The organism is Streptomyces sp. SLBN-118 (assembly GCF_006715635.1).
Lineage (GTDB): Bacteria > Actinomycetota > Actinomycetes > Streptomycetales > Streptomycetaceae > Streptomyces.
Genome location: NZ_VFNP01000002.1, coordinates 2,817,238 through 2,841,477 on the forward strand (window position 1 = coordinate 2,817,238; position 24,240 = coordinate 2,841,477).

General features: G+C 70.1%; 25 protein-coding genes and 1 tRNA gene. 15 read left to right on the plus strand and 11 right to left on the minus strand.

What is annotated here, in order from left to right:
* Window positions 1–174: 174 nt before the first annotated feature.
* From FBY35_RS37825 to FBY35_RS31195, 4 genes are all read left to right on the plus strand, one after another.
* Window positions 175–582 carry a hypothetical protein gene (locus FBY35_RS37825; RefSeq protein WP_313904720.1) on the plus strand — a complete coding sequence of 136 codons (408 nt, stop codon included), beginning with the start codon at window positions 175–177 and terminating at the stop codon, window positions 580–582.
* Window positions 583–968: 386 nt separating this feature from the next.
* A complete protein-coding gene (locus FBY35_RS31185) occupies window positions 969–2,186 on the plus strand; it encodes a GlxA family transcriptional regulator (RefSeq protein WP_142217278.1) in 1,218 nt (405 codons plus the stop codon).
* Between the two features lie 187 nt (window positions 2,187–2,373).
* Window positions 2,374–2,976, plus strand: coding sequence for an oligoribonuclease (gene orn, locus FBY35_RS31190; RefSeq protein WP_142217279.1), 603 nt, complete (start codon window positions 2,374–2,376; stop codon window positions 2,974–2,976).
* Window positions 2,977–3,089: 113 nt separating this feature from the next.
* Window positions 3,090–3,162, plus strand: a tRNA-His gene (locus FBY35_RS31195).
* A gap of 171 nt (window positions 3,163–3,333) precedes the next feature.
* Here the strand turns inward: FBY35_RS31195 and FBY35_RS31200 are convergent.
* Both FBY35_RS31200 and FBY35_RS37555 read right to left on the minus strand, forming a co-directional pair.
* Window positions 3,334–3,666 carry a DUF6233 domain-containing protein gene (locus tag FBY35_RS31200; protein ID WP_142217280.1) on the minus strand — a complete coding sequence of 111 codons (333 nt, stop codon included), beginning with the start codon at window positions 3,664–3,666 and terminating at the stop codon, window positions 3,334–3,336.
* 74 nt (window positions 3,667–3,740) lie between these two features.
* Window positions 3,741–3,875, minus strand: a complete 135-nt coding sequence (locus tag FBY35_RS37555; RefSeq protein WP_260848872.1) for a hypothetical protein — start codon at window positions 3,873–3,875, stop codon at window positions 3,741–3,743.
* 352 nt (window positions 3,876–4,227) lie between these two features.
* Here FBY35_RS37555 and FBY35_RS31205 point away from each other — a divergent pair, with 352 nt between their 5' ends.
* From FBY35_RS31205 to FBY35_RS31225, 5 genes are all read left to right on the plus strand, one after another.
* The gene (locus FBY35_RS31205; protein ID WP_142217281.1) at window positions 4,228–4,968 is read left to right on the plus strand and encodes a DUF6879 family protein; all 741 of its coding nucleotides are present in this window, start codon (window positions 4,228–4,230) and stop codon (window positions 4,966–4,968) included.
* On the plus strand, window positions 4,965–5,816 hold the full coding sequence (locus FBY35_RS31210) for a helix-turn-helix transcriptional regulator (protein WP_142217282.1): 852 nt from the start codon (window positions 4,965–4,967) through the stop codon (window positions 5,814–5,816). Before FBY35_RS31205 ends, FBY35_RS31210 begins: the two co-directional genes overlap by 4 nt.
* 817 nt (window positions 5,817–6,633) lie before the next feature.
* Window positions 6,634–7,062, plus strand: coding sequence for a hypothetical protein (locus FBY35_RS31215; protein WP_186357111.1), 429 nt, complete (start codon window positions 6,634–6,636; stop codon window positions 7,060–7,062).
* 53 nt (window positions 7,063–7,115) lie between these two features.
* Window positions 7,116–7,490: a hypothetical protein gene (locus FBY35_RS31220; protein ID WP_142217283.1), complete on the plus strand. Its 375-nt coding sequence runs from the start codon at window positions 7,116–7,118 to the stop codon at window positions 7,488–7,490.
* A 409-nt stretch (window positions 7,491–7,899) separates the two neighbouring features.
* Window positions 7,900–8,253, plus strand: coding sequence for a DUF397 domain-containing protein (locus tag FBY35_RS31225; protein ID WP_142217284.1), 354 nt, complete (start codon window positions 7,900–7,902; stop codon window positions 8,251–8,253).
* A gap of 148 nt (window positions 8,254–8,401) precedes the next feature.
* Here the strand turns inward: FBY35_RS31225 and FBY35_RS31230 are convergent, their stop codons facing one another.
* Window positions 8,402–9,451: a LacI family DNA-binding transcriptional regulator gene (locus tag FBY35_RS31230; protein ID WP_142217285.1), complete on the minus strand. Its 1,050-nt coding sequence runs from the start codon at window positions 9,449–9,451 to the stop codon at window positions 8,402–8,404.
* A 224-nt stretch (window positions 9,452–9,675) separates the two neighbouring features.
* Here FBY35_RS31230 and FBY35_RS31235 point away from each other — a divergent pair, with 224 nt between their 5' ends.
* Genes FBY35_RS31235 through FBY35_RS31250 form a run of 4 tightly spaced genes read left to right on the plus strand, consistent with a single transcriptional unit; the run spans window position 9,676 to window position 14,406 of the window.
* Window positions 9,676–10,992, plus strand: coding sequence for an ABC transporter substrate-binding protein (locus tag FBY35_RS31235; protein WP_142217286.1), 1,317 nt, complete (start codon window positions 9,676–9,678; stop codon window positions 10,990–10,992).
* A 5-nt stretch (window positions 10,993–10,997) separates the two neighbouring features.
* The gene (locus FBY35_RS31240) at window positions 10,998–12,059 is read left to right on the plus strand and encodes a carbohydrate ABC transporter permease (protein WP_142217287.1); all 1,062 of its coding nucleotides are present in this window, start codon (window positions 10,998–11,000) and stop codon (window positions 12,057–12,059) included.
* A 12-nt stretch (window positions 12,060–12,071) separates the two neighbouring features.
* On the plus strand, window positions 12,072–12,938 hold the full coding sequence (locus tag FBY35_RS31245; protein WP_142217288.1) for a carbohydrate ABC transporter permease: 867 nt from the start codon (window positions 12,072–12,074) through the stop codon (window positions 12,936–12,938).
* 52 nt (window positions 12,939–12,990) lie between these two features.
* Entirely contained in the window at window positions 12,991–14,406 is a 1,416-nt protein-coding gene (locus tag FBY35_RS31250) for a GH1 family beta-glucosidase (RefSeq protein WP_142217289.1), read from the plus strand.
* A gap of 42 nt (window positions 14,407–14,448) precedes the next feature.
* On the opposite strand, the gene FBY35_RS31255 is transcribed toward FBY35_RS31250, so the two are convergent.
* The 5 genes from FBY35_RS31255 to FBY35_RS31275 form a co-directional block, all read right to left on the minus strand.
* A complete protein-coding gene (locus FBY35_RS31255) occupies window positions 14,449–15,318 on the minus strand; it encodes a serine protease (RefSeq protein WP_142217290.1) in 870 nt (289 codons plus the stop codon).
* Window positions 15,319–15,481: 163 nt separating this feature from the next.
* Window positions 15,482–15,889, minus strand: a complete 408-nt coding sequence (locus FBY35_RS31260) for an ATP-binding protein (protein ID WP_142217291.1) — start codon at window positions 15,887–15,889, stop codon at window positions 15,482–15,484.
* Window positions 15,890–16,057: 168 nt separating this feature from the next.
* Window positions 16,058–17,542: a cellulose binding domain-containing protein gene (locus FBY35_RS31265; RefSeq protein ID WP_142217292.1), complete on the minus strand. Its 1,485-nt coding sequence runs from the start codon at window positions 17,540–17,542 to the stop codon at window positions 16,058–16,060.
* A gap of 134 nt (window positions 17,543–17,676) precedes the next feature.
* The gene (locus tag FBY35_RS31270; RefSeq protein WP_142217293.1) at window positions 17,677–19,086 is read right to left on the minus strand and encodes a HAMP domain-containing sensor histidine kinase; all 1,410 of its coding nucleotides are present in this window, start codon (window positions 19,084–19,086) and stop codon (window positions 17,677–17,679) included.
* The gene (locus FBY35_RS31275; RefSeq protein ID WP_186357112.1) at window positions 19,083–19,784 is read right to left on the minus strand and encodes a response regulator transcription factor; all 702 of its coding nucleotides are present in this window, start codon (window positions 19,782–19,784) and stop codon (window positions 19,083–19,085) included. The genes FBY35_RS31270 and FBY35_RS31275 overlap by 4 nt, the downstream gene beginning before the upstream one ends.
* Window positions 19,785–19,883: 99 nt before the next feature.
* Between FBY35_RS31275 and FBY35_RS31280 the strand changes: the two genes are divergently transcribed.
* Window positions 19,884–20,429 carry a hypothetical protein gene (locus FBY35_RS31280; protein WP_142217294.1) on the plus strand — a complete coding sequence of 182 codons (546 nt, stop codon included), beginning with the start codon at window positions 19,884–19,886 and terminating at the stop codon, window positions 20,427–20,429.
* 73 nt (window positions 20,430–20,502) lie between these two features.
* On the opposite strand, the gene FBY35_RS31285 is transcribed toward FBY35_RS31280, so the two are convergent.
* Window positions 20,503–21,381 carry a spermidine synthase gene (locus FBY35_RS31285; protein ID WP_142217295.1) on the minus strand — a complete coding sequence of 293 codons (879 nt, stop codon included), beginning with the start codon at window positions 21,379–21,381 and terminating at the stop codon, window positions 20,503–20,505.
* A gap of 34 nt (window positions 21,382–21,415) precedes the next feature.
* Window positions 21,416–21,913: a hypothetical protein gene (locus FBY35_RS31290; RefSeq protein WP_142218266.1), complete on the minus strand. Its 498-nt coding sequence runs from the start codon at window positions 21,911–21,913 to the stop codon at window positions 21,416–21,418.
* A 239-nt stretch (window positions 21,914–22,152) separates the two neighbouring features.
* Between FBY35_RS31290 and FBY35_RS31295 the strand changes: the two genes are divergently transcribed.
* Window positions 22,153–23,541 (plus strand): tetratricopeptide repeat protein, encoded by a 1,389-nt coding sequence (locus tag FBY35_RS31295; protein ID WP_142217296.1) that lies wholly within the window; start codon window positions 22,153–22,155, stop codon window positions 23,539–23,541.
* A gap of 81 nt (window positions 23,542–23,622) precedes the next feature.
* On the opposite strand, the gene FBY35_RS31300 is transcribed toward FBY35_RS31295, so the two are convergent.
* Window positions 23,623–24,219, minus strand: a complete 597-nt coding sequence (locus FBY35_RS31300) for a histidine phosphatase family protein (protein WP_142217297.1) — start codon at window positions 24,217–24,219, stop codon at window positions 23,623–23,625.
* Window positions 24,220–24,240 lie beyond the last annotated feature (21 nt).

Here is a 24,240-nt window from a genome sequence, read left to right on the forward strand (position 1 = left end):
GAGCCCACAGCCCCTCTCACGGCGTTCCAGGGAGCATGCCCGAGCCCGCCCCGTATGGCAATGCCGCTTGGTGTCTACAGCAGTCCGGCACACCGCCGGTGCCGCCCCAGGGTGACCGAACCGCTGCGGTTGTCGTTGGCACTTCGGTCACCCCGCCGCCTCCAGGGAGCTTCCGTGTCCGCACGACCGCCCGACCGGGCCTCCGCCCCCTCCCCGGCCCTGCAGCGCGGACGGCGCCGCGCGCCGCGACGGGAGCAGGAGGCGCCCACCGGGCCAGTCGGGCACGGCCCTCACCCCTCGTCCGAGTCCGCCGGCGACGTGATCCGCTGGGCGGCCTTCAGCTGCGTGCTCGTGCCTGTCGTGCTGGTTGTGTACGGGACATCCGTCGGCGGTGCCGCGGCCGCGGCCCTCGGCCTCGCGGCGGTGACCGCCGCCTGCCGGGTGCTGCTGCGCCAGTCCGAGCGCAGTGCCGCCCGGGCGCGCGCGGCCGAGGTCGCACCACCCCGCGGGCGCCGTGCGCGCCCCGGGCCGAGGGCGCACAGGAGCGGTCGGCACGGGGCGGGAAGTGCGCCCGGCGACTGACGGGTTCGTACACTCACACCCGCATGTTTTCAGCCAACTTCGCGCCAGTGGCTTCTCCTTGGCGAAATGGCCTGCCAACCCCCTTGCCACCAGGGAAGAAAGGACTATTCGCGGCCCTTGCGCCCTACGCGGTTGGGCCATGAGTGTCAGGCGCACTTCCCTGGGAGCCCGCCGAGTGGAACGCTTCGTGATCGAATGCTTCGCGCCAAGTTGCCATGTCGACATAGCGGGGCATGCCGAACTTGTCACGTCGGCGCCACGGGACACAGTAGATTCGATCATGAGTATCGAAGACTCGGGACTCGTGCAAAACCGAGGGGAAACGTGCAGGAGCGAAAGGCCCGAAACGAACGGGGAGACGCGAACACCGAGGGGGGCTTAGCGTCATGAGTCAGGACTCCGCCGCACCGGAGGCAGCGCGGAAGCTTTCCGGCCGCCGGCGCCGGGAGGTTGTCGCGGTGCTGCTGTTCAGCGGCGGCCCCATCTTTGAAAGTTCCATCCCGCTCTCGGTGTTCGGAATTGACCGTCAGGACGCCGGAGTTCCCCGCTATCGACTGCTCGTCTGCGGTGGCGAGGAGGGCCCGCTGCGGACCACCGGCGGGCTCGAACTGACCGCGCCGTACGGCCTTGAGGCCATCGGCAGAGCAGGCACCGTCGTCGTACCGGCCTGGCGGTCGATCACGTCACCGCCACCGCCGGAGGCGCTCGACGCGCTGCGCCGGGCGCATGAGGAGGGGGCCAGGATCGTCGGGCTGTGCACGGGTGCGTTCGTGCTCGCGGCGGCCGGCCTGCTGGACGGCCGCCCGGCAACCACGCACTGGATGTACGCGCCGACACTGGCCAAGAGATATCCCTCCGTCCATGTCGATCCGCGCGAGCTGTTCGTCGACGACGGCGATGTGCTCACCTCCGCGGGGACGGCGGCCGGAATCGACCTCTGCCTCCACATCGTGCGCACCGACCACGGCACCGAGGCCGCCGGGGCACTGGCCCGCAGGCTGGTCGTGCCGCCGCGCCGCAGTGGTGGGCAGGAACGCTATCTGGACAGGTCTTTACCAGAGGAAATCGGGTCGGACCCACTGGCCGAGGTCGTCTCGTGGGCGCTGGAGCATCTCCATGAACAGTTCGACGTGGAGACGCTGGCGGCCCGGGCGTACATGAGCCGGCGCACCTTCGACCGGCGATTCCGTTCCCTGACCGGCAGCGCGCCGCTTCAGTGGCTGATCACCCAGCGCGTGCTTCAGGCCCAGCGGCTGCTCGAGACCTCCGACTACTCGGTCGACGAGGTGGCGGGGCGCTGCGGCTTCCGTTCACCGGTGGCGCTGCGTGGCCATTTCCGGCGTCAGCTGGGCTCATCACCGGCCGCGTACCGGGCCGCCTACCGGGTCCGGCGCCCGCAGAGCGAGTCCGCACCGCCCGCGGTGGTGGAGGCCGTCGTACCGGCGCAGGCCGGCCCCCAGGCCAGAAGGGCAGCGGCGGCGGCCGGAGCGACGGGACCGGCGGCCACGTCGGCCGCACCGCCGGAGCTCGGGAAGCCTTCTTCCGCCGCGTACGCGGCGGGCCACGGCCGTCCGAGCCTGCCGGGCCAGCGGAGTGCACCATAGGCCGACCGGGCGCGACGCCGCTTCCCGACCGCCGGTCGGCCCGGGTCCTGTCCGGTCGATCAGGCCGGATCAGGGAGCGGGGTCCGGCGATGGGAGCCCCTCCCGTGCCCGAAGGGCTACGGGGGAGTGCCGTGCCAGGGCACGCGAGCCCGGCCGGGCCGGCCGGGCAGGACCTAAGGTAGGACGCATGAACGATCGCATGGTGTGGATCGACTGCGAGATGACCGGGCTCTCGTTGGCGGACGACGCACTCATCGAGGTGGCCGCACTGGTCACCGACTCGGAACTGAACGTGCTCGGCGAAGGGGTGGACATCGTGATCCGCCCGCCGGACGCGGCGCTGGAAACGATGCCCGAGGTGGTGCGGCAGATGCACACCACCTCGGGCCTCCTCGACGAGCTTGCGGGCGGCACTACGCTCGCTGCCGCCGAGGAGCAGGTCCTGGCGTACGTACGCAAGCACGTCAAGGAGCCCGGCAAGGCCCCACTGTGCGGGAACTCGGTCGGGACCGACCGCGGCTTCCTGCTGCGTGACATGCCCAAGGTGGAGCAGTACCTCCACTACCGGATCGTCGATGTCTCCTCGGTCAAGGAACTGGCGCGCCGCTGGTACCCGAGGGCGTACTTCAACAGTCCGGAGAAGAACGGCAACCACCGGGCGCTGGCGGACATCCGCGAATCCATCGCGGAGCTGCGCTACTACCGGGAGGCGATCTTCGTGTCGCAGCCCGGACCGGACTCGGAGTCCGCGAAGAAGATCGCGGCGAAGCACGTCCTTCCGGTGGAGTAGGACCGGAGGGGGCCCGCGCCGGGGGAAGCCCCTGAGGGGCGTAAACCCGGGCGCGAGCACCCACTGGGACCCTGTACACTTTTTCTCGGCCGGTCGGAAAGAGACCGGTCGTGGTGGGTATAGCTCAGCTGGTAGAGCACCTGGTTGTGGTCCAGGATGTCGCGGGTTCGAGTCCCGTTACTCACCCTGAATGATCAAGGCTCGGCCTGTGAGAACAGGCCGGGCCTTCTTCATGCCCGAACAGGCGTGGATCGATGCACTCTTAGCCGATCCACGCGGACCCGTCGGCCGCCCGTCGGCGAAGGCGGGTAGACGATCACGGGCAGCCCGGCCATGCCTCCTGCGTCACATCGCCAGTCACAGCAGCCCCAGCACAGTGTCCGGCCGGCAGAACTGGCACGCCTCAAGCCCCTCGCCAATCGCCCGCCGCGCATCCTCCTCGCTCACCGCCTTTCGATGCTTGGCCATGCGGCAGTCCCCTATGTGCACCTCGATGGGCCGCCGGTCGGCGCCGATGCCGTACGACACGCACCAGCCCGGGTCGGCGGGCGGCCGGGTGAGCTCCGCGCGGGCTGCCGCAGCCTCCCGCTGCTCCTCCTGATGAATCCACCGGTCGGTCTGCTGGAGCTGCTGCTCCTGGACACGGCGGAGGAAGCGGAGCAGCTCCAGCCGCGGCACATTTTCGGACACGTATTCGATTCTAGATCCAGCCAGACAACACAGAGCCCCGACCTCCAGCGAGGCGGGGCTCATGCGCGAGGACGCTACTCCTCGGCGGCGCCCTCCATCTTTGCCCGCGACGGGTCCCTCCCTGGGCCCGTGTAGCCCCGCTCGATGGCCTGCACGGTGGTCGGCGTGAGCTCCGCGACCTTGATCGAGTCGAAGACGGGGATGCCCAACCGCTCGACGACGCGGCCATGTACAGCGCGAGCCTCGGCGGCTCGCTCAAAGCCGAGGAGAAGCCCACCCCGGGCAAGCCTCAGTAGCCCTCGAACACCCGGTGTCAGCACCGTGAAGCCTCAGCCACTGAACACCCCACAGGCAGACAATTGCCTATCCACACCCACAAATCTGACGGCAGCAGGCAGAGCCCCTTCTCGCGCTGCGTGCGCGGGAGGGGGCTTTCGTCATACCCGGGTTGCGTGCAACCGCACCACCGCCGCGGCGCTCTGCAATCTGCCGCAATCCGCAAGCACACTCACGCTATCCGGCTCATCCTGGTCATCCCAACCAGCCAGCACGGAGGGCCCTATGACGCTCAGGTTCATCGGCACCACCAGCGACGGCGGCGACTGCCCCACCCTCTATGAGGTCGAGGCGACCGGTGACATCCTCGTCCAGGGCGAGCGCGTGACCGATCCCGAGCAACTGGCCGGACTCCGCGACGTGAAGGACTCCGACACGTTCGTCATCGTCCCCCGCGAACTCCTGACGCGCTTCGCCCCGCGGAGCGAGTCCGCGGACATGGTGCCGTTCGCCGAAGTCACCCACATGTTCCGCGACTTCAAACACACGGCCTGGCGGCTGGAAACCCGCCGCGGCTACGCCACCGACCGTAAGAGCGCGAAGTGGCAGGACTGGCTGGCGGGCGAGGACATCGCCTCCGAGCCGTTCGACGACTGGCGCACCAACGTCGCGGCGCAGACCGCACAGGGGAAGCGGTTCGAGCGCGTCCGCATCGTCGACACGCCGCCCACCGACGGGCAGCGGTTCCTCCTCGCCTCCGGGCTCGGCAACGTTGCCGCAGGCGAGGACATCCGCAACCTCACCCGCGCGGACGCCGAACGCTTACGCCTGCCGGACTTCGACTTCTGGCTCTTCGACTCCCGCACCCTGGTCCGCTTCGTCTTCGACGAGCAGGACACCACCCTCGGCGTCATCCTCAGCGAGGATCCCGCCGAAGTCCTCGCCGCCTGCCAGGCCCGGGACACGGCATGGCATCACGCAACCCGTACCGCCGACTTCACGAGGCAGGTACGTTCCACCGTGTGAGCACGGATTTCCAGCAGGCCAGGATCGTCCTCGGTGCGCGGCTGCGCGAGCTGCGCACCGGGGCGGGCCTGGACGGCAAAGGCATCGCCGAGCGGCTCGGCTGGCAGCGCTCGAAGGTGTCACGCCTGGAGAACGGAAAGCAGACGCCGTCCCGAACCGATCTGGCCGAGTGGGCGCGCGCGGTAGGCCGGTCCGACCTCGCCCCCGAACTGGCGGGGCGCCTGGCGGGGATGGAGACGCTGGAGACCCAGCACCGGTCGTGGCGGCGACAGTTGGCCGGTGGGCACCGGGCGCGGCAGGAGCTCGCGATTGCAGAGACGTCGGCGACGCAGATGATCCGCGGGGTGGAGGTGTCGCGGATCCCAGGCCTTTTCCAGACGGCCGAGTATGCGCGGTACACGTTCCAGTCGAACGCCGAGTTCCGGCAGATCGCGAAGGACGTTGAGGACGCAGTACGGGCGCGCATCCGCCGCCAGCAAGCTCTGTACGAGCCGGGCAAGCGCTTCCGCTTCCTGATCTGGGAAGGCGCCTTGTACGTGCGGACGTGCCCACTGGAGGTACACGCGTCGCAACTGGACCGGCTAGTGAGCCTGATCGGACTGGACACGGTCGAGCCGGGCATCGTGCCGCTCGGGGCGCAATTGCGGCGTACCCCGTCGCATGGCTACTGGATCTACGATCAGCGGCTCGTCATCGTCGAGACCATCAGCACCGAGATGTGGCTCGATGATGAGGACTCCATCCGGCTGTACGAGCGGGCCTGGGAGTGGCTTGCTGAGTCCGCGGTCTACGGGCACCAGGCGCACCGCGTTATCGGCCGGGCGCGGGCTTCGCTTGACGTGAGGTAAGCAACTGGGATCAACCCTTGGGGCGCCGCGCGCAACCACGCGCAATCGGCAGGCAATCGCGCAATCACGGTGCCTACGGTCCTGGCCATGGACCCAGCAACCCGCCCCTCGGGGGCCTCCGAAGCGGGCCCGTCCGGCTGGTGCAACTGGCACAGGGGACCCAGCAGGACAGCCTTGGTCGTCCAGGCCGTTGACCGGCCCTGCGGCCCGCCGTTCCCGCTGTCGGCGTGCGCACCGTGCCGTGAGCAGCGGCACCTCGTACCACTCGCGTCATGAAGCCGTACACGACCCCGGGCCGGGTGCCGCTCCCATTCCTCTGCTGGATTCGGAAGCCGGGGACTGAGCTGCGCTGCACACTGCGCCCGCACGACAAGGGGGCGCACTGGCACGCCCATTCGCGTACGGAATGGCCCCACCGCGGCCCGGAGCCGCAGTGAGCATCGCCGCGCGGTCGAGCCGCGCCGTGAAGATCTGCCGGGACCAGCCTGTCCCGTCGGCGGGCTCCCTCAACTGGGAGCAGTACGCCGGCCGGGCCTGTTACGCGTGCGGCCGGCGGCTGACGTCCAGAGCCATCCCTTGCGGGTGGGCACGCGGCCGACAGGGCGTGCACCTGCTGGACGTCGAGGTGTGGTCGTGCCCCTGATCTCCGCGCCCGCGGTCGCGCCGATGGCCGCGGGTAGCTGACGCCCCACTGAACGCCCGCCTCGGCCAATGCATCCGGCCAGGAACCCGGCCGAGGCGGAGACGGGCTCCTCGCAGAGCCCAGCACGCGGCGCGCGGACAGGCCTCGCGCCGAGCACACACAAGGGAGCATCGCATGACCGCTCTTGCAACAGAACTGACCCACGGGCGCACGCTCGTCAACGCCGAATTATTCGACCGTCTCACCGACTTCTGCGCCGAGGAGTACGGCCTCGAACGGAGCGTCGCCGAACGCGTGATGGATCAGGGCCTCGCGTTCCTCGACGTCATGGGGAGCACCGGCGAGACCCTGTCCCCCTCGAAGCTCATCGACCCTGCGTGGCACACATTCATGCTGCACAGCCCTCAGTACACGGCCTGGTGCCAGGAACGCTACGGCCGCTACATCCACCACGCACCGAACTCCCGGTACCGGGACAAGGCGGCGATGGTCGACGTCGTCGGGAAGATCCGCGCGGCCGGATACGCGGTCGATGAGTCCCTGTGGGGCACGAAGGCGGACTGTAACGAGCCGAGCTGCTGCGGCGACGGCCCCTGCTGCTAAGGGCTGTCCCGCAATACCCGCCGGGCGCGCGCCACTCACAGAACAGAGCCGCCGTGGTTGCCCTTCTCTCCGCCCGCAGCCGCATTACGGTCTTCCCGCTGGAGGCCCTGACCGTCGCGTACACCACACAGTCGAGCGACTCCCGGAACCTCGGGGAGGTCGCCATCGTCGGCGTCATCGAGCCGGACAACGCGACCGGCGACTACCTGTGGCGGCTGGCCGCGAGCATGTACACCAACCCGCCCACCAGCCAGACACAGGCCCGGTGGATCCTCACCCAGTGCACCAGGGCCCGCACCGTCCACGCGCCCTCATACCGCGATCTGCCCGACACGAAGTGGACCGGCCACCTGACCCGCAACTTCCACCTCGACGCCCTCTTCGCCAACCATGCCATCCTGCGCACGGGTCGACTCACCATCGAGTGACGGCTCAAGCAACCTGACCGCGCCGGCCTGCCACTCCCCGTCATGGGGCGGGCGGGGCCCTTCTCTGAACAAGAGGATCGCCCTCGCCGCGACGCACACGCCACTCTCCCTCGTAAAGCAGGAAGGCTCGGTAGGTATCCGCAGGCCCATCCAGACCGGCCCTCCGCAGCCTCCCCCAGGTGCGTTTGCCACGCCCGACCTGTGAAAACAGGTCGGGCATTCTTCATGCCCGACTCCGTCGTGAGGTGTGGGTCGCGCCCCTGATCTCCGCGCGCGCCGCCTCGGCAGAAGGCGAGAGCGACGCGCCCGCTGAGAAGGCGCGCGGCCGAATACGTACACCCCACTGATCCCCCGCCCCGGCCGGGGGGACTGCAAGGACCGAGCACTTCCACGAGAGAGGACACCGTTCATGGGCACACTCAGCAATCGCCGCGGCACGGTCTCGTTCGACAACTCGCATGCCCCCGGGCTGGACTGGCGCAAGGCGAGCAGGACCGACCTCGACCCGATCCTGAAGGACTGCGTCATCGTCGCCGAGGCGCCGGACGCGAAGGACCATCCGCACCACAGCATCCCGGACGGCACCCGCATGGTTGCTCTCTCGGACGACAAGGACGCGAACAGTCCGGTCCTGTATTTCAGTCGCGCCGAGATCCGGAAGTTCATCGAGGGCGCGAAGGACGGCGAGTTCGACGACCTCATGGCCAGCGACGAGGAGATGGAGCGGGCCGCCGCCGGCGCCGGCGCGCCGGCCGCCGCGTAAGTCCGCCTCTACCGGCCCCGGTCTGCCACTCGTCCTCCGCGTGGGCAGGCCGGGGCTTTTACTCCGCCCCGTCGCGACGGACGGGCCGCCCTCCGTCGTACAGCAAAGTGAGGGCGGGCGACATGGCGCCGGGCCGGCCTGATCGTTTTTACGAGGACTCGCGTACGACCAGCTCGGTCGGGAGCACGATCTGCGGAGGCTCCGGGGCCTGCTCCGTAATTTCCTGAAGCAGCAGCCGCGCCATCGTTCGGCCCATCTCCTCGATCGGCTGTCGCACGCTCGTCAGCGCAGGGTCCATGTGGCGGGCCATCGCCGAGTCGTCGAAGCCGACCAGCGCCACGTCGTCCGGGATCCGGCGGCCCGACTCGCGCAGCACATGTCGGGCGCCCGCCGCCATCACGTCGGAGGCCGCGAATACCGCGTCCACCTCGGGGCAGCGCTCCAGCAGGTCCCGCATCGCACGGCGGCCGCCCTCCTCGGTGAAGTCCGCGCGAGCCGTCAGCCGGGCGTCCGGGGGCAGGCCCGCCGCCGCCAGGGCGGCGCGATAGCCCTCCAGGCGGCACTGCGCGCCGTACACGTCCAGGCGTCCGGTGATCGTCGCGATCGTGCGGCGGCCGCGGGCGGCCAGGTGGGCCACCGCGCTGCGGGCGCCCTCGAAGTTGTCGGAGTCGACCGCGGCGAGCGTCTCGTCGGCGGAGCGGCGGCCGCTCATCACGGCCGGGATGGACAGTTCCTCCAGCATGTCGGGGATCGGGTCGTCGGCGTGCACCGAGACCAGCAGGACGCCGTCGACGCGGTGGGCGGCCAGATACTGGGCCAGGCGGCGGCGCTCGCGGTCGCTGCCGGCGAGGGTCAGCAGCAGCTGCATGTCGGTGTCGGCGAGAGCCGCGCCGACCCCTCGGACGATGTCGGAGAAGTACGGCTCGGCGAAGAAACGGTCCTCCGGCTCCGGGACGACGAGGGCTATCGCGTCGGTGCGGTTGGCGGCGAGGGCGCGGGCGGCGCGGTTGGGTACGTATCCGAGCTCGGCGACGACCGCCTCGACGGCGGCGCGGGTGGCATCGCTGACCCGCGGCGAGCCGTTGATCACGCGGGAGACCGTGCCGCGGCCGACCCCCGCGCGTGCGGCGACTTCTTCGAGGGTGGGCCTGCCCGTGCCGCGTCCACCGTTGCGCGTACCGATTGTGCGAGACACCATTTCCGCCTCCCCAGGCTTCCCGACCGAGAACATTACGTGCCGGGTGCCTTGACACCCCCGCGGCGAGCCGCGAACCTTCAACACATCGCTTATGGGAGCGCTCCCACCGTACCTGACTCATACACAACCCGCACGTTCCCCGCCCGAGCCGCACAACGTCAACACAACGGGGCCGCACACAAGTTGGCCGGGGGGTCGGCACGTCAGGGCACAAGGAGGACGCAATGCGCAGGGCAGTAATCCTCGCGGTCGTCGCCGCGCTCGGCGCCGGTCTGCTGGCCGGCTGTGCCGAGGACAGCGACGAACCGGCCGGCACGGCCTCCAACGGCGGCGGTGGCGGGGGCAAGGGCAGGACCACCCTCACCGTGGGTGTCTTCGGCGCCTTCGGCCTCAACGAGGCCGGTCTGTACGACGAGTACATGAAGCTCCACAAGAACATCGAGATCAAGCAGACCTCCATCGAGCGGAACGAGAACTACTACCCGCAACTGCTGACCCACCTGGGCAGCGGCAGCGGACTGGCCGACATCCAGGCCGTCGAGGTCAACAACATCGCGGAGATCACTGCCACTCAGGGGGACAAGCTGGTCGACCTCGGCACGACCGAGGGCGTGCAGAAGGACGCGTTCCTGCCCTGGAAGTGGGCGCAGGCAACCACCAAGGACGGCAAGACGATCGCGCTCGGCACCGACATCGGGCCGCAGGGCATCTGCTACCGCAAGGATCTCTTCGCCAAGGCCGGACTGCCCACCGACCGTGAGGCGGTCGGCAAACTGTGGGCGGGCGACTGGAACAAGTACCTGGCCGCGGGCAAGCAGTTCCGGGCCAAGGCGCCCAAGGGCGCTGCGTTCGTGGACTCGGCGACCGGGGTGATGTCGGCCATCACCGGCAGCAACGAGAACCGCTTCTACGACAAGGACGGCAAGATCGTCTACAAGACCAACCCGGCCGTGAAGCAGGCCTGGGACATCGCCGCGGCGTTCGCGACGGAGTCTTTGACCGGCAAACTCCAGCAGTTCACTCCGGCCTGGGACCAGGGCTTCGCCAACGGCACCTTCGCCACCGTCTCCTGCCCCGCCTGGATGCTCGGCTATATCCAGGACAAGGGCGGGGCCGCGGGCAAGGACAAGTGGGACGTGGCCGCCGCGCCCAGGCCCAGCAACTGGGGCGGCTCCTTCCTGACCGTGCCCGCCGCGGGCAGGAACAAGGAGGAGGCGGCCAAGCTCGCCGCCTGGCTGACCGCGCCGGAGCAGCAGGCGAAGCTCTTCGCCAAGCGCGGCAGCTTCCCGAGCGCCAAGGCCGCGTACTCCCTGCCCGAAGTCTCCGGCGCCAAGCACGCGTACTTCGGCAACGCGCCCATCGGGGAGATCTTCTCCAAGGCCGCCGAGGGAGTGCCGGTCCAGATCATCGGGCCGAAGGACCTGATCATCGCGCAGAACCTGGGAGACGTGGGCATGCTCCAGGTCGACCAGAAGGGCCGCTCCCCCAGGCAAGGATGGGACGCGGCGGTGAAGGCGATCGACAACGCCCTGGACCAGTGACCGATATGGCACGTGACGCACAGGCTGCCGCGCCCTCCCAAGGGGAGGAGGGCGCGGCCCCGCGCACACACTCCGGCGCGCCCGCACCGCACACCGGCCCGCCCGCTCCGTCCGAGTCGCGCACACCGTCCGAGTCGGCGGCCGACCGGCGTCGCCGGGCCCGGCGCAGCCGCCGCTACCGGCTGGACGTCAGGTGGAGTCCGTACGCCTTCGTGGCGCCGTTCTTCGTGTTCTTCCTGGCCTTCGGGCTCTTTCCGCTGCTCTACACCGGCTGGGCCTCGCTGCACCGGGTGGAGTTGACCGCGCCCACCGACATGGAGTGGGTGGGGCTGCGGAACTTCTCCCGCCTGCTGGAGGACGAGTTCTTCTGGAACGCGTTGAAGAACACCGTCACCATCGGGCTGATCTCCACGGTGCCGCAGCTGCTGATCGCGCTCGGCATCGCGCATCTGCTGAACTACCGGCTGCGCGGCTCGATGTTCTTCCGGGTCGCCGCGCTGACTCCGTACGCCACCTCGGTGGCCGCCGCGACGCTCGTCTTCGTGCTCCTCTTCGGGCGCGACTACGGAATGATCAACTGGGCGCTGGGGCTGGTCGGCTTCGACAGGATCGACTGGCAGAACGGCACCTGGACCTCCCAACTGGCCGTCTCCACCATCGTCATCTGGCGGTGGACGGGCTACAACGCGCTGATCTATCTGGCCGCGATGCAGGCCATACCGAACGATCTCTACGAGTCGGCCGCCCTCGACGGCGCCTCGCGCTTTCAGCAGTTCCGGCATGTCACCGTCCCCTCGCTGCGCCCCACGATCCTGTTCACCTGTGTGGTCTCGACGATCGGCGCGACCCAGCTCTTCGGCGAGCCGCTGCTGTTCAACGGGAGCGCGGGCGCGACCGGCGGGGCCGAGCACCAGTTCCAGACGCTCGGGCTCTATCTGTACGAGCAGGGCTGGGTGAATCTCCACCTCGGCCGGGCCTCCGCGATCGCCTGGTCGATGTTCCTGATCCTGCTGATCATCGGCGCGGTGAACTGGCTGCTCACCCGCCGTCTGAGCAAGAGCGCCTAGGGGGTATGTGACGTGACGACTTCGCTGAGCGCCAAGCGTGCCAAGGGCCGCGCCGGACGCCATCTGCACGGCGGCCGGATCACCTATGCCGTACTGATCGTTTTCACCATCGGCTCCCTCTTCCCCTTGGTGTGGACGGCTGTCGCCGCCTCCCGCAACAACACCCGGCTCGCGCAGACCCCACCGCCCTTCTGGTTCGGCGGCAATCTCTTCAAGAACCTCCAGTTCGCCTGGTCGGACGCCAATATGGGGACCGCCCTGCTCAACACCACGATCGTCGCGGGGTCGATCGCGGCCGGGACCGTCTTCTTCTCCACACTCGCCGGCTTCGCCTTCGCCAAACTCCGCTTCCGCTTCAAGAACCTCCTGCTCGTGCTGGTGATCGGCACGATGATGGTGCCGCCCCAGCTCAGCGTCGTGCCGCTGTACATGCTGATCGCCGAGTTGTCCTGGACCGACCAGCTGCAGTCCGTCATCCTGCCCACCCTGGTCAGCGCCTTCGGCGTGTTCTTCATGCGGCAGTACCTCATGGAGGCACTGCCCACCGAGCTGATCGAGGCGGCACGCGTGGACGGCGCGAGCAGTTGGCGGGTGGTGTGGCATGTCGTCTTCCCCGCCGCGCGGCCCGCGATGGCGGTGCTGGGGATGCTGACCTTCGTCATGGCCTGGAACGACTTCTTCTGGCCGATCATCGCGCTGACCCAGAACGGCAGCCCCACCGTGCAGGTCGCGCTGACCGGGCTCGGCCGCGGCTTCATCCCCGACCAGTCGGTGATCATGGCGGGCGCTCTGCTGGGCACGCTGCCGCTGCTGATCGCCTTCGTCCTGTTCGGGAAACACATCGTCGGCGGCATTATGCAGGGCGCCGTCAAGGGCTGACCTGAGGACCTCCTCACATCCTCGTACCTACGCACATGTTGGGAGCACACCCATGTCCGTCGCGCCCATGACCTTTCCGCCCGCCTTCCTGTGGGGCACCGCAACCGCCGCGTACCAGATCGAGGGCGCGGTGCACGAAGGCGGCCGCACGCCCTCGATCTGGGACACCTTCAGCCATACCGCGGGCAAGGTGGAGGGCGGTGACACCGGGGACACGGCCGTCGACCACTTCCACCGCCGCGCCGAGGACGTCGCGCTGATGGCGGGCCTCGGCGTCAACGCCTACCGCTTCTCCGTCTCCTGGCCGCGGGTGCAGCCCACCGGCCGCGGCCCCGCCGTCCAGCGAGGCCTCGACTTCTACCGCGGCCTCGTCGACGATCTGCTGGAGCGCGGCATCCGTCCCGTGCTCACCCTCTACCACTGGGATCTGCCCCAGGAGCTGGAGACGGCGGGCGGCTGGCCCGAGCGGGACACCGCGCACCGCTTCGGCGACTACGCGCGCATCGTCGCCGACGCCCTCGGCGACCGCGTGGATATGTGGACCACCCTCAACGAGCCCTGGTGCAGCGCCTTTCTGGGATACGGCTCCGGAGTGCACGCCCCCGGCCGCACCGATCCGGTCGCCGCCCTGCGGGCCGCCCACCATCTCAACCTCGGCCACGGACTGGCCGCCCAGGCGCTGCGCTCGGCGCTTCCCGCGGGCGCCCAGCTCTCCGTGAGCCTCAACCCGAGCGTGGTCAGGGCTGCCGGCCAGAGCCCCCAGGACCTGGACGCGCGCCGCCGGATCGACGCGCTGGCGAACCGGATCTTCGCTGACCCGATGCTGAAGGGCACGTATCCGGACGATCTCCTCGCGGACACCGCGCGGCTCACCGACTGGTCCTTCGTCCACGGCGACGATCTCGCAGTCATCAAGCACCCCCTGGACTCGCTCGGACTGAATTACTACGCACCTGCAGTTGTATCGGCTGCCACTGACAATCACGCCGAGCGCAATGACGGCCACGGCGCGAGCGATTACTCCCCCTGGCCGGGCGCGGACGCGGTCTCCTTCCACCAACCGCCCGGCGACCGCACCGAGATGGGCTGGTCGATCGACCCGACGGGGCTGTACGACCTTCTGCTGCACTACACCCGCGAGGCCCCCGGCCTGCCCCTGATGATCACCGAGAACGGCGCGGCGTACGTCGACAAGCCCGCCGCCGACGGCTCGGTCCACGACCCCGACCGCATCCGCTATCTGCACGGCCATCTCCTCGCGGTCGGGCGGGCGATCGCTGACGGCGCTGATGTGCGCGGCTATTTTCTCTGGTCCCTGATCGACAACTTCGAGTGGTCGTACGGGTACGGCAAGCGCTTCGGCGCGGTGTACGTGGACTACGAGACGCTGGCCCGTACGCCCAAGTCGAGTGCGTACTGGTACGGGGAGCTGGCGCGGACGGGGGTGCTGCCGGAGCCTCCGGCGTAACTCACGGCCGGGGACTCACGGCAGGGGACTCACGGCAGGGACTCACGGCGGGGGACTCACCGCCGGAGCCTCACGTGCTTCACCGTCGGCGCTTCGCCGCCGGTACGGAGCGCGCTCGATGTCCGCGTCGCTCCTGTCCGCCACGGCGTCGTCGTACAGAGCCTGCGCGTCCTTGCCGTACACCGGCGAGTACGTGATCCAGTCGACGTTCTGGTCGTTGCCTCCGCCGTTGTAGCCGCCGGTGTTGCCGATGACCTTGCCGGTGCGCTTCGCGGGGTCGTAGTCCGTGATCCAGGGGCCGCCGGACACCCCTCCGTGGAAGCCGGCACACGTCATCTGCATCTGCCGGAAGCCGGTGAGGCGCGAGGTGGTGACATCGCAACGGAGCGCCTGGTGCTTCTTGTTGACGGCTTCGCCGCTGGGATAGCCGATCACGGTGACGTCGTGGCGGTAGCCGGCGGCCCGGGTGAAGGTGAGGGAGCCGGTGACGTCCTCGGCCCTGCCCCTGTTGTTGGGGGCGAGGCGCACGAAGGCGACGTCCAGGTCGGACACGGCTTTCTTGCTGTTCTGCTCGTAGCGCGGGTCGACGAAGACCCGCTGTACCTCGAAGATGCCGCTGGGCTGGCCGGCGCCGGGCGCTCCATGGCGGTACTGGGGGACGAAGATGCTGTGCGTGGCACTCTTGAGGCCGTTGGCGCAGTGACCGGCGGTGAGAACGAGGTCCTTGGTGCTGCTGTGGACGACGCTGCCGGTGCAGGAGGTCGCCTTTCCGCCCAGCGGTCTGCCGTCGTAGAAGAAGGTGCCGACCATCGGCAGGCCGTCGAAGTACTCCCCCTTCTTGACCCCGTCAGGCGCGGCCGCCGGCCTGCCGGACGCTCCTTCAGCCGAGTCGACCGGTTCGGCGTCGGCCATGCGCTGCGCCGTCCAGTACCCGTCTCCGTCAGGGGTCGGGCCCGGGGTCGCGGCATGGCCCGGAGCCGTTGCGAGGGCTACCGCGCAGAGGATGAGCGCGAGAACGGGCAACCGCTGTGAGCGCAACAAACTGTCCTTCCCGTGGATGATCAATTGCCCGGACTCAGTGAATCAGCTCGAACCAGGTCGCCTTCCCCCTGCCCGGTCCGTGGCTGCAGACACCCCACGCGTCGGCGCCGTACGAGATCAGTTGCATGCCCCGACCGCTCTCGTCCTCCTCCGCGGGCGTCCGGCAGGCCGGAACTCCGGGCGCCTCGTCGTGCACGAGAATGCGCAGGCGGTGGGTGTCGGTCCAGCCTGCGAAGAGGGTCACGGGGGCGGTGCAGCCTTTGAGCACGCAGGCGTTGATCGCATTCGTCACGGCCTCGGAGGTGAGCAGGACCGCGGTGTCCGTCAGTTCGGTCCGCCGGGTCGCGCCGAGAAGCGTACGAACGGTTTCGCGCGCCGCGCGGACCCACATTGGATCGGGCGGGAAGACCAGCGAGACATCGCCGGTCGGGGGATCCTCCATGGGGCGCCTCCAGGTGGGGGATGCGGTGCCTGAGACCCTCTGTTGCCCCTGTTGGTACGGAGTCGGGCGAAGAATCACTCAATGGCGCAAGAAAGCACGCGCCCCGGCCGGATGGGGGGCGGTCCGGCCGGGGCGCGCGGGTGGGGGGCGCCAACGTGCTCGCAGGGGTTACTTGAAGGCGCCGAAGGCCTTCGTGAAGGCCAGCGGCTCCTGGACGATCGAGGAACAGGTCGCGTCCGCGGTCGGCTTCGCGCCGCCCGCGCACTGCTTGTCACGCGCCGACGACCACATCGCCAGCCAGCCGATGTCCTTCGACTTCGCGAACTCGACCAGCTGCGTGGCGTCGTCGATCTTGAAGATCTCGGTCGCGACGTCGTTGACGCCGATCATCGGGGTGACGGCGACGGCCTTCCACGCGGCCGCGTCCGACAGACCGAGCACGCCCTTGATCTGCGCCTGGGTCGCGGTCGCGGCCTGGATGGCGTACTGGCCCATGTCGCCGCTGTAGGCGGGCCCGTAGTCCATCGCCATGATGTTGACCGCGCTGACCTTCACGCCGTTCTTCTTGGCGTCGGCGATCAGATCCACGCCGGGCTGGGTCAGTCCCTCGGGCATCACGGGCAGCGTGAAGGAGACGTCCAGGCCCGGGTGGGACTTCTGAAGCTGCGCGATCGCCTGCGAACGGCGGGAGTTGGCGGCGGTGTCCGGCAGGGCCGCCCCCTCGATGTCGAAGTCGACCTTGGTGAGCTTGTATGTGTCGATGACCTTGCCGTACGCCTTGGCGAGTTCGTCGGCGGAGGAGCACCTGAGCCCGAGCTCGGAGCCCGCGGCACCGCCGAAGGAGACGCGGACGTCGCCGCCCTTGGCGCGCAGCGCGCCTATCTGGGAGGCCACCTTGTCGCTCCCGAGGTCGGTGACGCCGCCCCAGAGGGGTGCGCAGCTGCCGCCGGAGGTGACGAAGGCGAGGTTGAACTCCTTGACCCCTGTCTTGGTCGCGGTGTCCACCAGGTCGTACGCCGGATAGAGCGAGGTGTCCACGTACGGGGCGAAGCGTGCGCCGGTGCCGCCGCCGGGTGTCCCGGTCGGTGTCGGCGTGGGCGTGGGCTTGGGGGTCGAGGTCGGGGGCTTGGTGGGAGTGGCGCTCGCCGTCGGCGTGGGCGTCGGCTTGGGCCGCTCGGTGGGCCGGCCGCTGGGCTGCGGTGTCGCGCCGTCGTCCAGCGAGCACTTGACCTTGTTGATGAGGCAGGAGGTCGGGTCGCCCGCGCTCGCGGTGGTGCTCGCGGCGGTGACGAAGCCGACGGTGACCGAGGCGCCGGGGGCGAGCTGCTTGTTCCAGCTCGCGGGCTTCACGGTGACGTGCCGGCCGCTGACCGTGTGCTCGCCGTTCCACAGCGAGCTGATCGTGGTGCCCGTGGGCAGATCGAATTCGAGCGTCCAGTCCGTCTGCGCCGTGCCGGTGGCATTGGTGATGACGTACTGGCCGGTGTAACCGCCGGTCCAGGAGCTGGTCTTGGTGTACGCGGCGCCGACGGACGCGGCCTGCGCGGTGCCCGTGAGGGCGAATGCCGCGCCGCCGATCACCGCGGCCGCGACGACGGCGCCGACCGTCTTGGTCCTGACGCTCGCCCTGCGCCGGTGCGTGCTGCTGCCCATTGCGTGCCTGCCTCTGCGTTACGGGGGTGGGGGGTGATGAGGCAGCACGCTAGCGATACGGAAAAGGACAAATGGCCAGTTCTGGGCGGGGGTTGATGTTCTTAAAGCGGCCTTAAGGAAGGCATGGGAAGCGATTAATGGTAGAGACCAGTTGCCTTGATCCGCTTGCGTCCCCGGACCGGTCCGCGGTGACCGCGGCGGCGCTCGCGGCTCACGCCCTCGCGCGGGTCGAGGCCGATCCAGATCCGCACCTCGGTGCCGCCGAGCACCGAGCTGCCGATCCGTACGTCCCCGCCCGTCGACTCCGCCACCCGGCGCACGATGTCCAGGCCGAGCCCGGTCGAGCCGTCCCTGTGCCCGCTGTTGCCGCGGGCCATGGCCGCCTCCGGGTCGGTGATGCCCGAGCCTGCGTCCGAGACCAGGACGATGACCGCGTCCTCGCCGTTGTGGAGGTCGACCGAGAAGGCCGTGCCCTCCGGGGTGTGCCGGAAGACATTGCCGAGCAGCGCGTCGAGCGCGGCGGCCAGTTCGGGGCGGGCGACCGGGATACGTACGGGACGGTCGATGCCCGCGACCCGGACCTTGCGGTCCTCGTCCTCGGCCAGCGCCGACCAGAAGTCCATCCGCTCCCGGACGACTTCGGCGGCGTCACAGCCCGCGCCGGGACCGGCCGCCATGGTCTGCGGCTTGGCCTCGCGGGCGGTGCGGATGATCGTGTCGACCTCGCGCTCCAGCTGCTCGACGGCGGCCCTGGTCTGGTCGGCTGCGGGGCCTTCGCCGAGCGAGGCGGCGTTGAGACGCAGCACGGTGAGCGGTGTACGCAGCCGGTGCGAGAGGTCGGCGGCCAGTTCACGCTCGTTGGCGAGCAGCTGGACCACCTGGTCGGCCATGGAGTTGAAGGCGACCGCGGCGAGGCGCAGTTCGGTCGGGCCCTCCTCGGGTACACGTGCCCCGAGCTTGCCCTCGCCGAGGTCGTGCGCGGCACCCGCGAGCCGCTGTGCGGGCTGCACCATCCGTATGCCGAGCCGGTCGGCGATCGCGACCGAGCCGACGATCAGCGCCAGACCGACGCCCGCGAGCACCAGCCAGGCGGTGTCGACGCCGTTGGACACCTCTGCGTCGGGCACGAAGACCTCGACGACGGCGATCTGGCCGGTGCTGATCGCCGTGGGCTGGAGCAGCGCAGAGCCACCGGGAACCTCGGTGATGGACGCGCGGCCGAGGCGCTGCGTGGTGAGCAAATCCTTCTGGGCCGCCCGGCGCGTGCCGATGTCCACGGGCGGGTTGCCGGGCTCGGGGGAGGCCGGAATGTGCACGGCCATCCGCCCGGCCGAACCGGCCTGGGTGGAGAGCACGGCGCGCTCCAGCGGATCGCGTTCGGCGGTGATGGAGAGGGTGGGTCCGATGGCGGCGGCCTGCCGCTCGGCGTTGGAGAAGGCCCTGTCCCTGGCCATCTCCTTGATGACGATGCCCAGCGGGACGGCGAAGGCGACCACGACCATCACCGTGACGGCGAGGCAGACCTTGACCAGTGCCCATCTCATGACATGTGTCCGTTCGGAGGTTCGAGCTTCACACCGACACCCCGCAGGGTGTGCAGATAGCGGGGCCTGGCCGCCGTCTCACCGAGTTTGCGCCGCAGCCAGCTCAGATGGACGTCGATGGTCTGGTCGTCGCCGTAACTCTGCTGCCACACCTCGGCGAGCAGTTCCTTGCGCGCAACGACGACGCCGGGCCGCCCGGCGAGAAAGGCCAGCAGGTCGAACTCGCGGCGGGTCAGGTCGAGCGCCGCCCCGTCCAGCTCGGCCTGGCGGCGCAACGGGTCGATGCAGAGCCCGCCGACCTGGATGACGCGCGAGGGCGGGGCCTTTCCGGCGGCGGCCCGCGAGCGGCGCAGCACGGCGGCCATCCGCGCGGACAGGTGCTCCACCGAGAAGGGCTTGGTGAGGTAGTCGTCGGCGCCGTCGTTGAGCAGCCGGACGATCTCCGTCTCGTCGTCCCGCGCGGTGGCGATGATCACCGGTACGTCAGTGATGCCGCGCAGCATCTTCAGCGCCTCGGCCCCGTCCAGATCCGGCAGACCGAGATCGAGGATGACCACGTCGAAACGGAAATGGGCCACTTCGCGCAGCGCCTCAAGGGCTGTGCCGACGCTCCGCACCGTGTGGGAGGCCTCGGTCAAGTGCCGGATGAGGGCGGAGCGCACGAACTGGTCGTCCTCGACGACGAGCACACTTGCCATGGGCGGCACCGTACGCCATCCGGAGTACGGGAGTCCCCGTCAGACCCTGTCCGGGACAGAAGACCCTGTCCGGGACAGACGTGGGGCGCGTGGTGCAGTATGGCCGGGATGCATCGAGGACTCGTACATGCCATGGCGTGGTCGCTGTCCACCGGAGCCGCAGTCACGCTCTCCTGGTGGGGCGTCCATACCGTCATGTCCGGTACCGCGTACGACCGTCCGCGCGCGCTGCCCATCAGCGCGGACGCGACTACCACGCAGGGCGCGAAGCCACAGGTGTCCAGTACACAGCGGCCGGCGAGCGCGACCGCGTCGGAACCGGCCGCGCCGGACAAGAGCCGCAAGCCGTCGGCCACCGCTTCGGCGGGCAAGCCGAGCGAAACCAAGCCGCCCTACTCGCAGACCCCTTCGCCGCCGACGGCGGGGAACGTGAAGGGCTACACCGTCGACGGTGGCCGGGTCGTCTTCGACCTCCGCAGGACATGGGCCGAGTTGGTGTCGGCGACTCCGGACGCGGGGTGGCAGATGCAGGTCTGGAAGCAACCGGAGTGGATCCGGGTGACGTTCACCCGGGACGGCCATGAGAGCTCGGTCTTCTGCACCTGGAACGGCCATCCGCCGATGGTGGAGTTCGACCAGCGTTAGGCGTTACGCGTCAGGCGTCAGGCGTCAGGCGTCAGGCGTCAGGCGTCAGGCGTTACGCGTTACGCGTTACGCGTTACGGGCGGAAAGCGGCGGGCGGCGGGATCGGTGACGGCTTCGCGCTCGCGTCCGTCACCGCGGGCGCGCCTCCCGTGAAGTCGGCCAGCGCCCTGCCGTGTTCGACCCGGCCGGCGTGCGGGTCTCCCGCCACGCGGCGGGTCAGTTCCGCGACGGGCAGCGGGACGTCCGAGGCGAGCAGCACCGCATTGCCGAAGCGGCGCCCGCGCAGCACCGTCGGGTCGGCGGCGAGCGCGAGTTCGGGGAAGACCGCCGCGGCCGTGGCGACCTGGGCGCGCAGATGCGCCAGCGGCGGCCCGTCGGCCAGGTTCGCGGCGTAGAACCCGCCCGGCGCCAGGACCCTGCGCACCTCGGCCAGGAATTCCGTACTGGTCAGATGCGCGGGGGTGCGAGCGCCACTGAAGACATCGGCTATCACCAGGTCCGCCCAGCCGTCCGGCACCTTGCCGAGACCGGCGCGGGCGTCGGTGGACCGGACACGTATTCGCGCGCTCGGATCCAACGGAAGCTGCCGGCGCACCAGTTGGACCAGCGGGGCGTCCAGTTCCACGATCTGCTGGGTTGAGCGGGAGCGGGTCGCCGCGATGTACCGGGCGAGCGTGAAGGCGCCGCCGCCGAGATGAACGGCCTGGAGGGGGCGGCCGGGCGGGGCGGCGAGGTCGATGACATGGCCGAGGCGGCGCTGGTACTCGAAGGAGAGATGGACCGGGTCGTCGAGGTCGACATGGGACTGCGGCGCGCCGTCGATGAGCAGCGTCCAGCCGCGCGGCCGCTCACGGTCGGGTATCAGCTCGGCGAGCCCGCCGTCGACCTTCTCGACGACAGGTTCGGGGCTGCCTGCCCCGCCCGTGCGGCTGCGGCGCCTGTTTCTTGCCATCAACCCATTATCGGCACAGAGCCGGTGCGAGGGCTCAGCGGCAGTTGTCGGCGGCCTCGATCAGCCTGGCCGCCTCGCCGAGCGCCTCGCGCAGCATCTCAGGGTCGGTGACCGGGTCCGTGCCGTCCGGCGGAAGCAGCCAGCCGGAGCCGGTGACCGGGGGCACCTCGGGGATGCGCAGGCCGCGTCCCGAGGTCTGCGTACAGGCACTGCCCGGCATGTCCCAGCCGTCGGCGGTGCCCGGAGGCACCAGGAAGCCGAGGGTGTCGCAGCTGCCGTCGTGAAGTACGGGGCCGACGGCGGGGGCGGCACCGCGGCGCAGGATGTCGACCGCTTCGAGCCCCTGGCGGGCGGGGACGGTCACCAGGTCGCAGGGCTCGGCGGATCCGGCTGATCCGGTGGGCTCGGCGGCTTCGACGGGCGGCGGGGTGTGGTCCGGTGCGTCGTGAGGTGGTGCGCTGCTGTCCGGGGTGGGTCTGTGGCGAGCTGTCGTCGCAGTCGTGCCTGAGCCGCCAAGGGCGCCGGTCTCCATGCCGACCTCCGACAAGGGGATCCCCTCCTCGCTCGAGTGGAGACACGTACCGCGCCTCCATGTGGTTCAACGCCCTTACGCGTCAAGGGCTACGGCGGCACGCCGCCGCAAAGGATGGCATTTCATGGCAGATCGAGGTGGAGATATCCCTTTTGTAGCCAAACCGAGCGTGTACGAGCCGTCACAGCAGGTACGTTCTTGCTCCGCCGGAACACGGTGCACCAAGAGAGGGCTCCGCCATGGCGTCGTCGTCACAGGCATCAGAGCAGGCACGGCAGGCATCACGGGCGGTTCCCAATCTCGCCTTCCGCAGGCTGCGAGGGCAGCGCTCGCCGGGAGAGTTCGCGGCGGCGGTACGCAAGGCCGCCCGGGAGATCGGCGAACAGGTCTCGTGCGACGCCCGCTACGTGGGGCGGGTCGAGGCCGGTGAGATCCGCTGCCCCAATTACGCGTACGAGCGGGTGTTCCTGCACATGTTCCCCGGCCGGACGCTGGCCGACCTGGGCTTCACGGCACGGGAACGGGTGCGGGGCGGGCGGGGCGGACGGGCCGCACAGGGCAGAGGGCCCGAGCCGGCGCATCCCTACCGCCCTTTCGACATCCACAGCGACATCAACGAGGAGAGCGACGTGCTGCGTCGCGCATTCATGACGAGCGGCACCACCACGGTGGCGGCCGCGTCCCTCGGGCTCGGACCAGGTCTTGTGCCCAGCGGGCGCCGGGTCGGCGAGGCGGAGGTCAACGCCGTCGAAGAAGCGGTACGGCGGATCCGGCTGCTCGACGACCGGCACGGCGCGGACGGGCTCTACCAGCAGGCCGCACAGCCGCTGCGCACGGCATACGCCCTGCTCGACGCGGGCACGGCGGCACGGCGCTCGACCGCGGACCGGCTGCACTCGGGTGCGGGCGAACTCGCCATCTCCGTGGGCTGGCTGGCGCACGACTCGGGCCGCTTCGAGGATGCGCGCTCGCACTACGCGGAGGCGCTGGCGACGGCGCGGGTGGCGGGCGACGCGGCGCTCGAGGCGCACGCCTTCTGCAACGCGTCGTTCCTGGCCCGGGACGCGGGCCGGTACCGGGAGGCCGTGCGCTCGGCCCAGGCGGGCCAGGGGGCGGCACGCCGGGTGGCCTCGGCGCGGCTGCTTTCGCTGCTCTCGCTGCGGGAGGCCGGGGGTTGGGCGGGGCTCGGGGACCGCGGCGCCTGCGAGAAGTCCCTGGCGCGGGCCCACGCCTACTTCGACCGTGGCCCGGCGGACACGGACCCCGAGTGGATGTCCTTCTTCGGCGAACCGGAGCTGGAGGCGCTGCAGGCCCAGTGCCGGTCGGCCCTCGGCGAATGGTCCCGGGCGGCCCGCCACGCCCGCCGGGCGGTGTCCCTGCAGGACCACCGCTTCACCCGCAACCTGGCGCTGTACCGGGCGGAACTGGCCCTGGACCTTGCCCACGCGGGCGCACCGGCCGAGGCGGCGTGGGCGGGCCAGCAGGTGCTGGACATGCTGGAGGAGGTCCGGTCGACGCGCATCCAGTCGATGCTGTCGGAGACGGCGCGGGGGTTGGGGAAGCAGAGGGGGGCGGAGGGGGTGGATGCGTTCCTCGACCGGGTCGGGGACTCGGTGCGGCGGGCGTAGGCGGGCGCGGGGCGGCTGCGGGGGGCCTGTTCCCCACCCCGCCCCTTCCCTCGACTTCGTCCGGGGCCCCACCGGACTGAATTACAGCTCCATGTGACCCGTGTCATTCCAGCGGTCCAGCGCCGGCTCCCCGTACGCCCACCCCAGTACCGACAGCGACGTCGGGTCCAGCCGGATCGTTGCCGCGAACGACGGGTCCAGACCCAGCCACCGCGCGCCCAGGACACGCAGGATGTGGCCGTGGGCGAAGACCAGGACGTCACGGTCCGCCGAGCGCGCCCACTGCACCACCTCGTCCGCGCGGGCGCCGAGTTCGGCCAGTGTTTCTCCCTCGGGGACGCCGTCGCGCCAGATGAACCAGTCCGGGCGGTCCGCCCAGATCTCCCCCGGGGTCAGGCCCTCGTACGCCCCGTAGTCCCACTCCATGAGCGCGTCCCAGTCGGTCGCCCGTTCCGCGAATCCCGCCAGCGCGCAGGTCTCGCGCGCCCGCACCAGCGGGCTCGTGCGGACCTCGACGGACTCCAGGCCCGACCAGGGGGCGCGGTGCAGTCGCTCGCCCAGAAGTTTCGCCCCGCGCCTGCCCTCTTCGAGCAGGCGCAGGTCCGTCCGGCCGGTGTGCCTGCCGGAGAGCGACCACTCGGTCTGGCCGTGCCGGGCGAGCAGGATGCGCGGTGCCATGAGAGCTCTCCTGAGGTTCAC

Coding starts and splice junctions, on each gene's coding strand:
- FBY35_RS31255 (WP_142217290.1), bottom strand. CDS start 15,318: ATGGCCGACGCCGAACCGGTCGACTCGGCTGAAGGAGCGTCCGGCAGG.
- orn (WP_142217279.1), top strand. CDS start 2,374: ATGAACGATCGCATGGTGTGGATCGACTGCGAGATGACCGGGCTCTCG.
- FBY35_RS31295 (WP_142217296.1), top strand. CDS start 22,153: ATGGCGTCGTCGTCACAGGCATCAGAGCAGGCACGGCAGGCATCACGG.
- FBY35_RS31205 (WP_142217281.1), top strand. CDS start 4,228: ATGACGCTCAGGTTCATCGGCACCACCAGCGACGGCGGCGACTGCCCC.
- FBY35_RS31185 (WP_142217278.1), top strand. CDS start 969: ATGAGTCAGGACTCCGCCGCACCGGAGGCAGCGCGGAAGCTTTCCGGC.
- FBY35_RS31300 (WP_142217297.1), bottom strand. CDS start 24,219: ATGGCACCGCGCATCCTGCTCGCCCGGCACGGCCAGACCGAGTGGTCG.
- FBY35_RS31240 (WP_142217287.1), top strand. CDS start 10,998: ATGGCACGTGACGCACAGGCTGCCGCGCCCTCCCAAGGGGAGGAGGGC.
- FBY35_RS31260 (WP_142217291.1), bottom strand. CDS start 15,889: ATGGAGGATCCCCCGACCGGCGATGTCTCGCTGGTCTTCCCGCCCGAT.
- FBY35_RS31235 (WP_142217286.1), top strand. CDS start 9,676: ATGCGCAGGGCAGTAATCCTCGCGGTCGTCGCCGCGCTCGGCGCCGGT.
- FBY35_RS31285 (WP_142217295.1), bottom strand. CDS start 21,381: ATGGCAAGAAACAGGCGCCGCAGCCGCACGGGCGGGGCAGGCAGCCCC.
- FBY35_RS31280 (WP_142217294.1), top strand. CDS start 19,884: ATGGCCGGGATGCATCGAGGACTCGTACATGCCATGGCGTGGTCGCTG.
- FBY35_RS31290 (WP_142218266.1), bottom strand. CDS start 21,913: ATGGAGACCGGCGCCCTTGGCGGCTCAGGCACGACTGCGACGACAGCT.
- FBY35_RS31265 (WP_142217292.1), bottom strand. CDS start 17,542: ATGGGCAGCAGCACGCACCGGCGCAGGGCGAGCGTCAGGACCAAGACG.
- FBY35_RS31270 (WP_142217293.1), bottom strand. CDS start 19,086: ATGAGATGGGCACTGGTCAAGGTCTGCCTCGCCGTCACGGTGATGGTC.
- FBY35_RS31225 (WP_142217284.1), top strand. CDS start 7,900: ATGGGCACACTCAGCAATCGCCGCGGCACGGTCTCGTTCGACAACTCG.
- FBY35_RS31250 (WP_142217289.1), top strand. CDS start 12,991: ATGTCCGTCGCGCCCATGACCTTTCCGCCCGCCTTCCTGTGGGGCACC.
- FBY35_RS31215 (WP_186357111.1), top strand. CDS start 6,634: ATGACCGCTCTTGCAACAGAACTGACCCACGGGCGCACGCTCGTCAAC.
- FBY35_RS31275 (WP_186357112.1), bottom strand. CDS start 19,784: ATGGCAAGTGTGCTCGTCGTCGAGGACGACCAGTTCGTGCGCTCCGCC.
- FBY35_RS31230 (WP_142217285.1), bottom strand. CDS start 9,451: ATGGTGTCTCGCACAATCGGTACGCGCAACGGTGGACGCGGCACGGGC.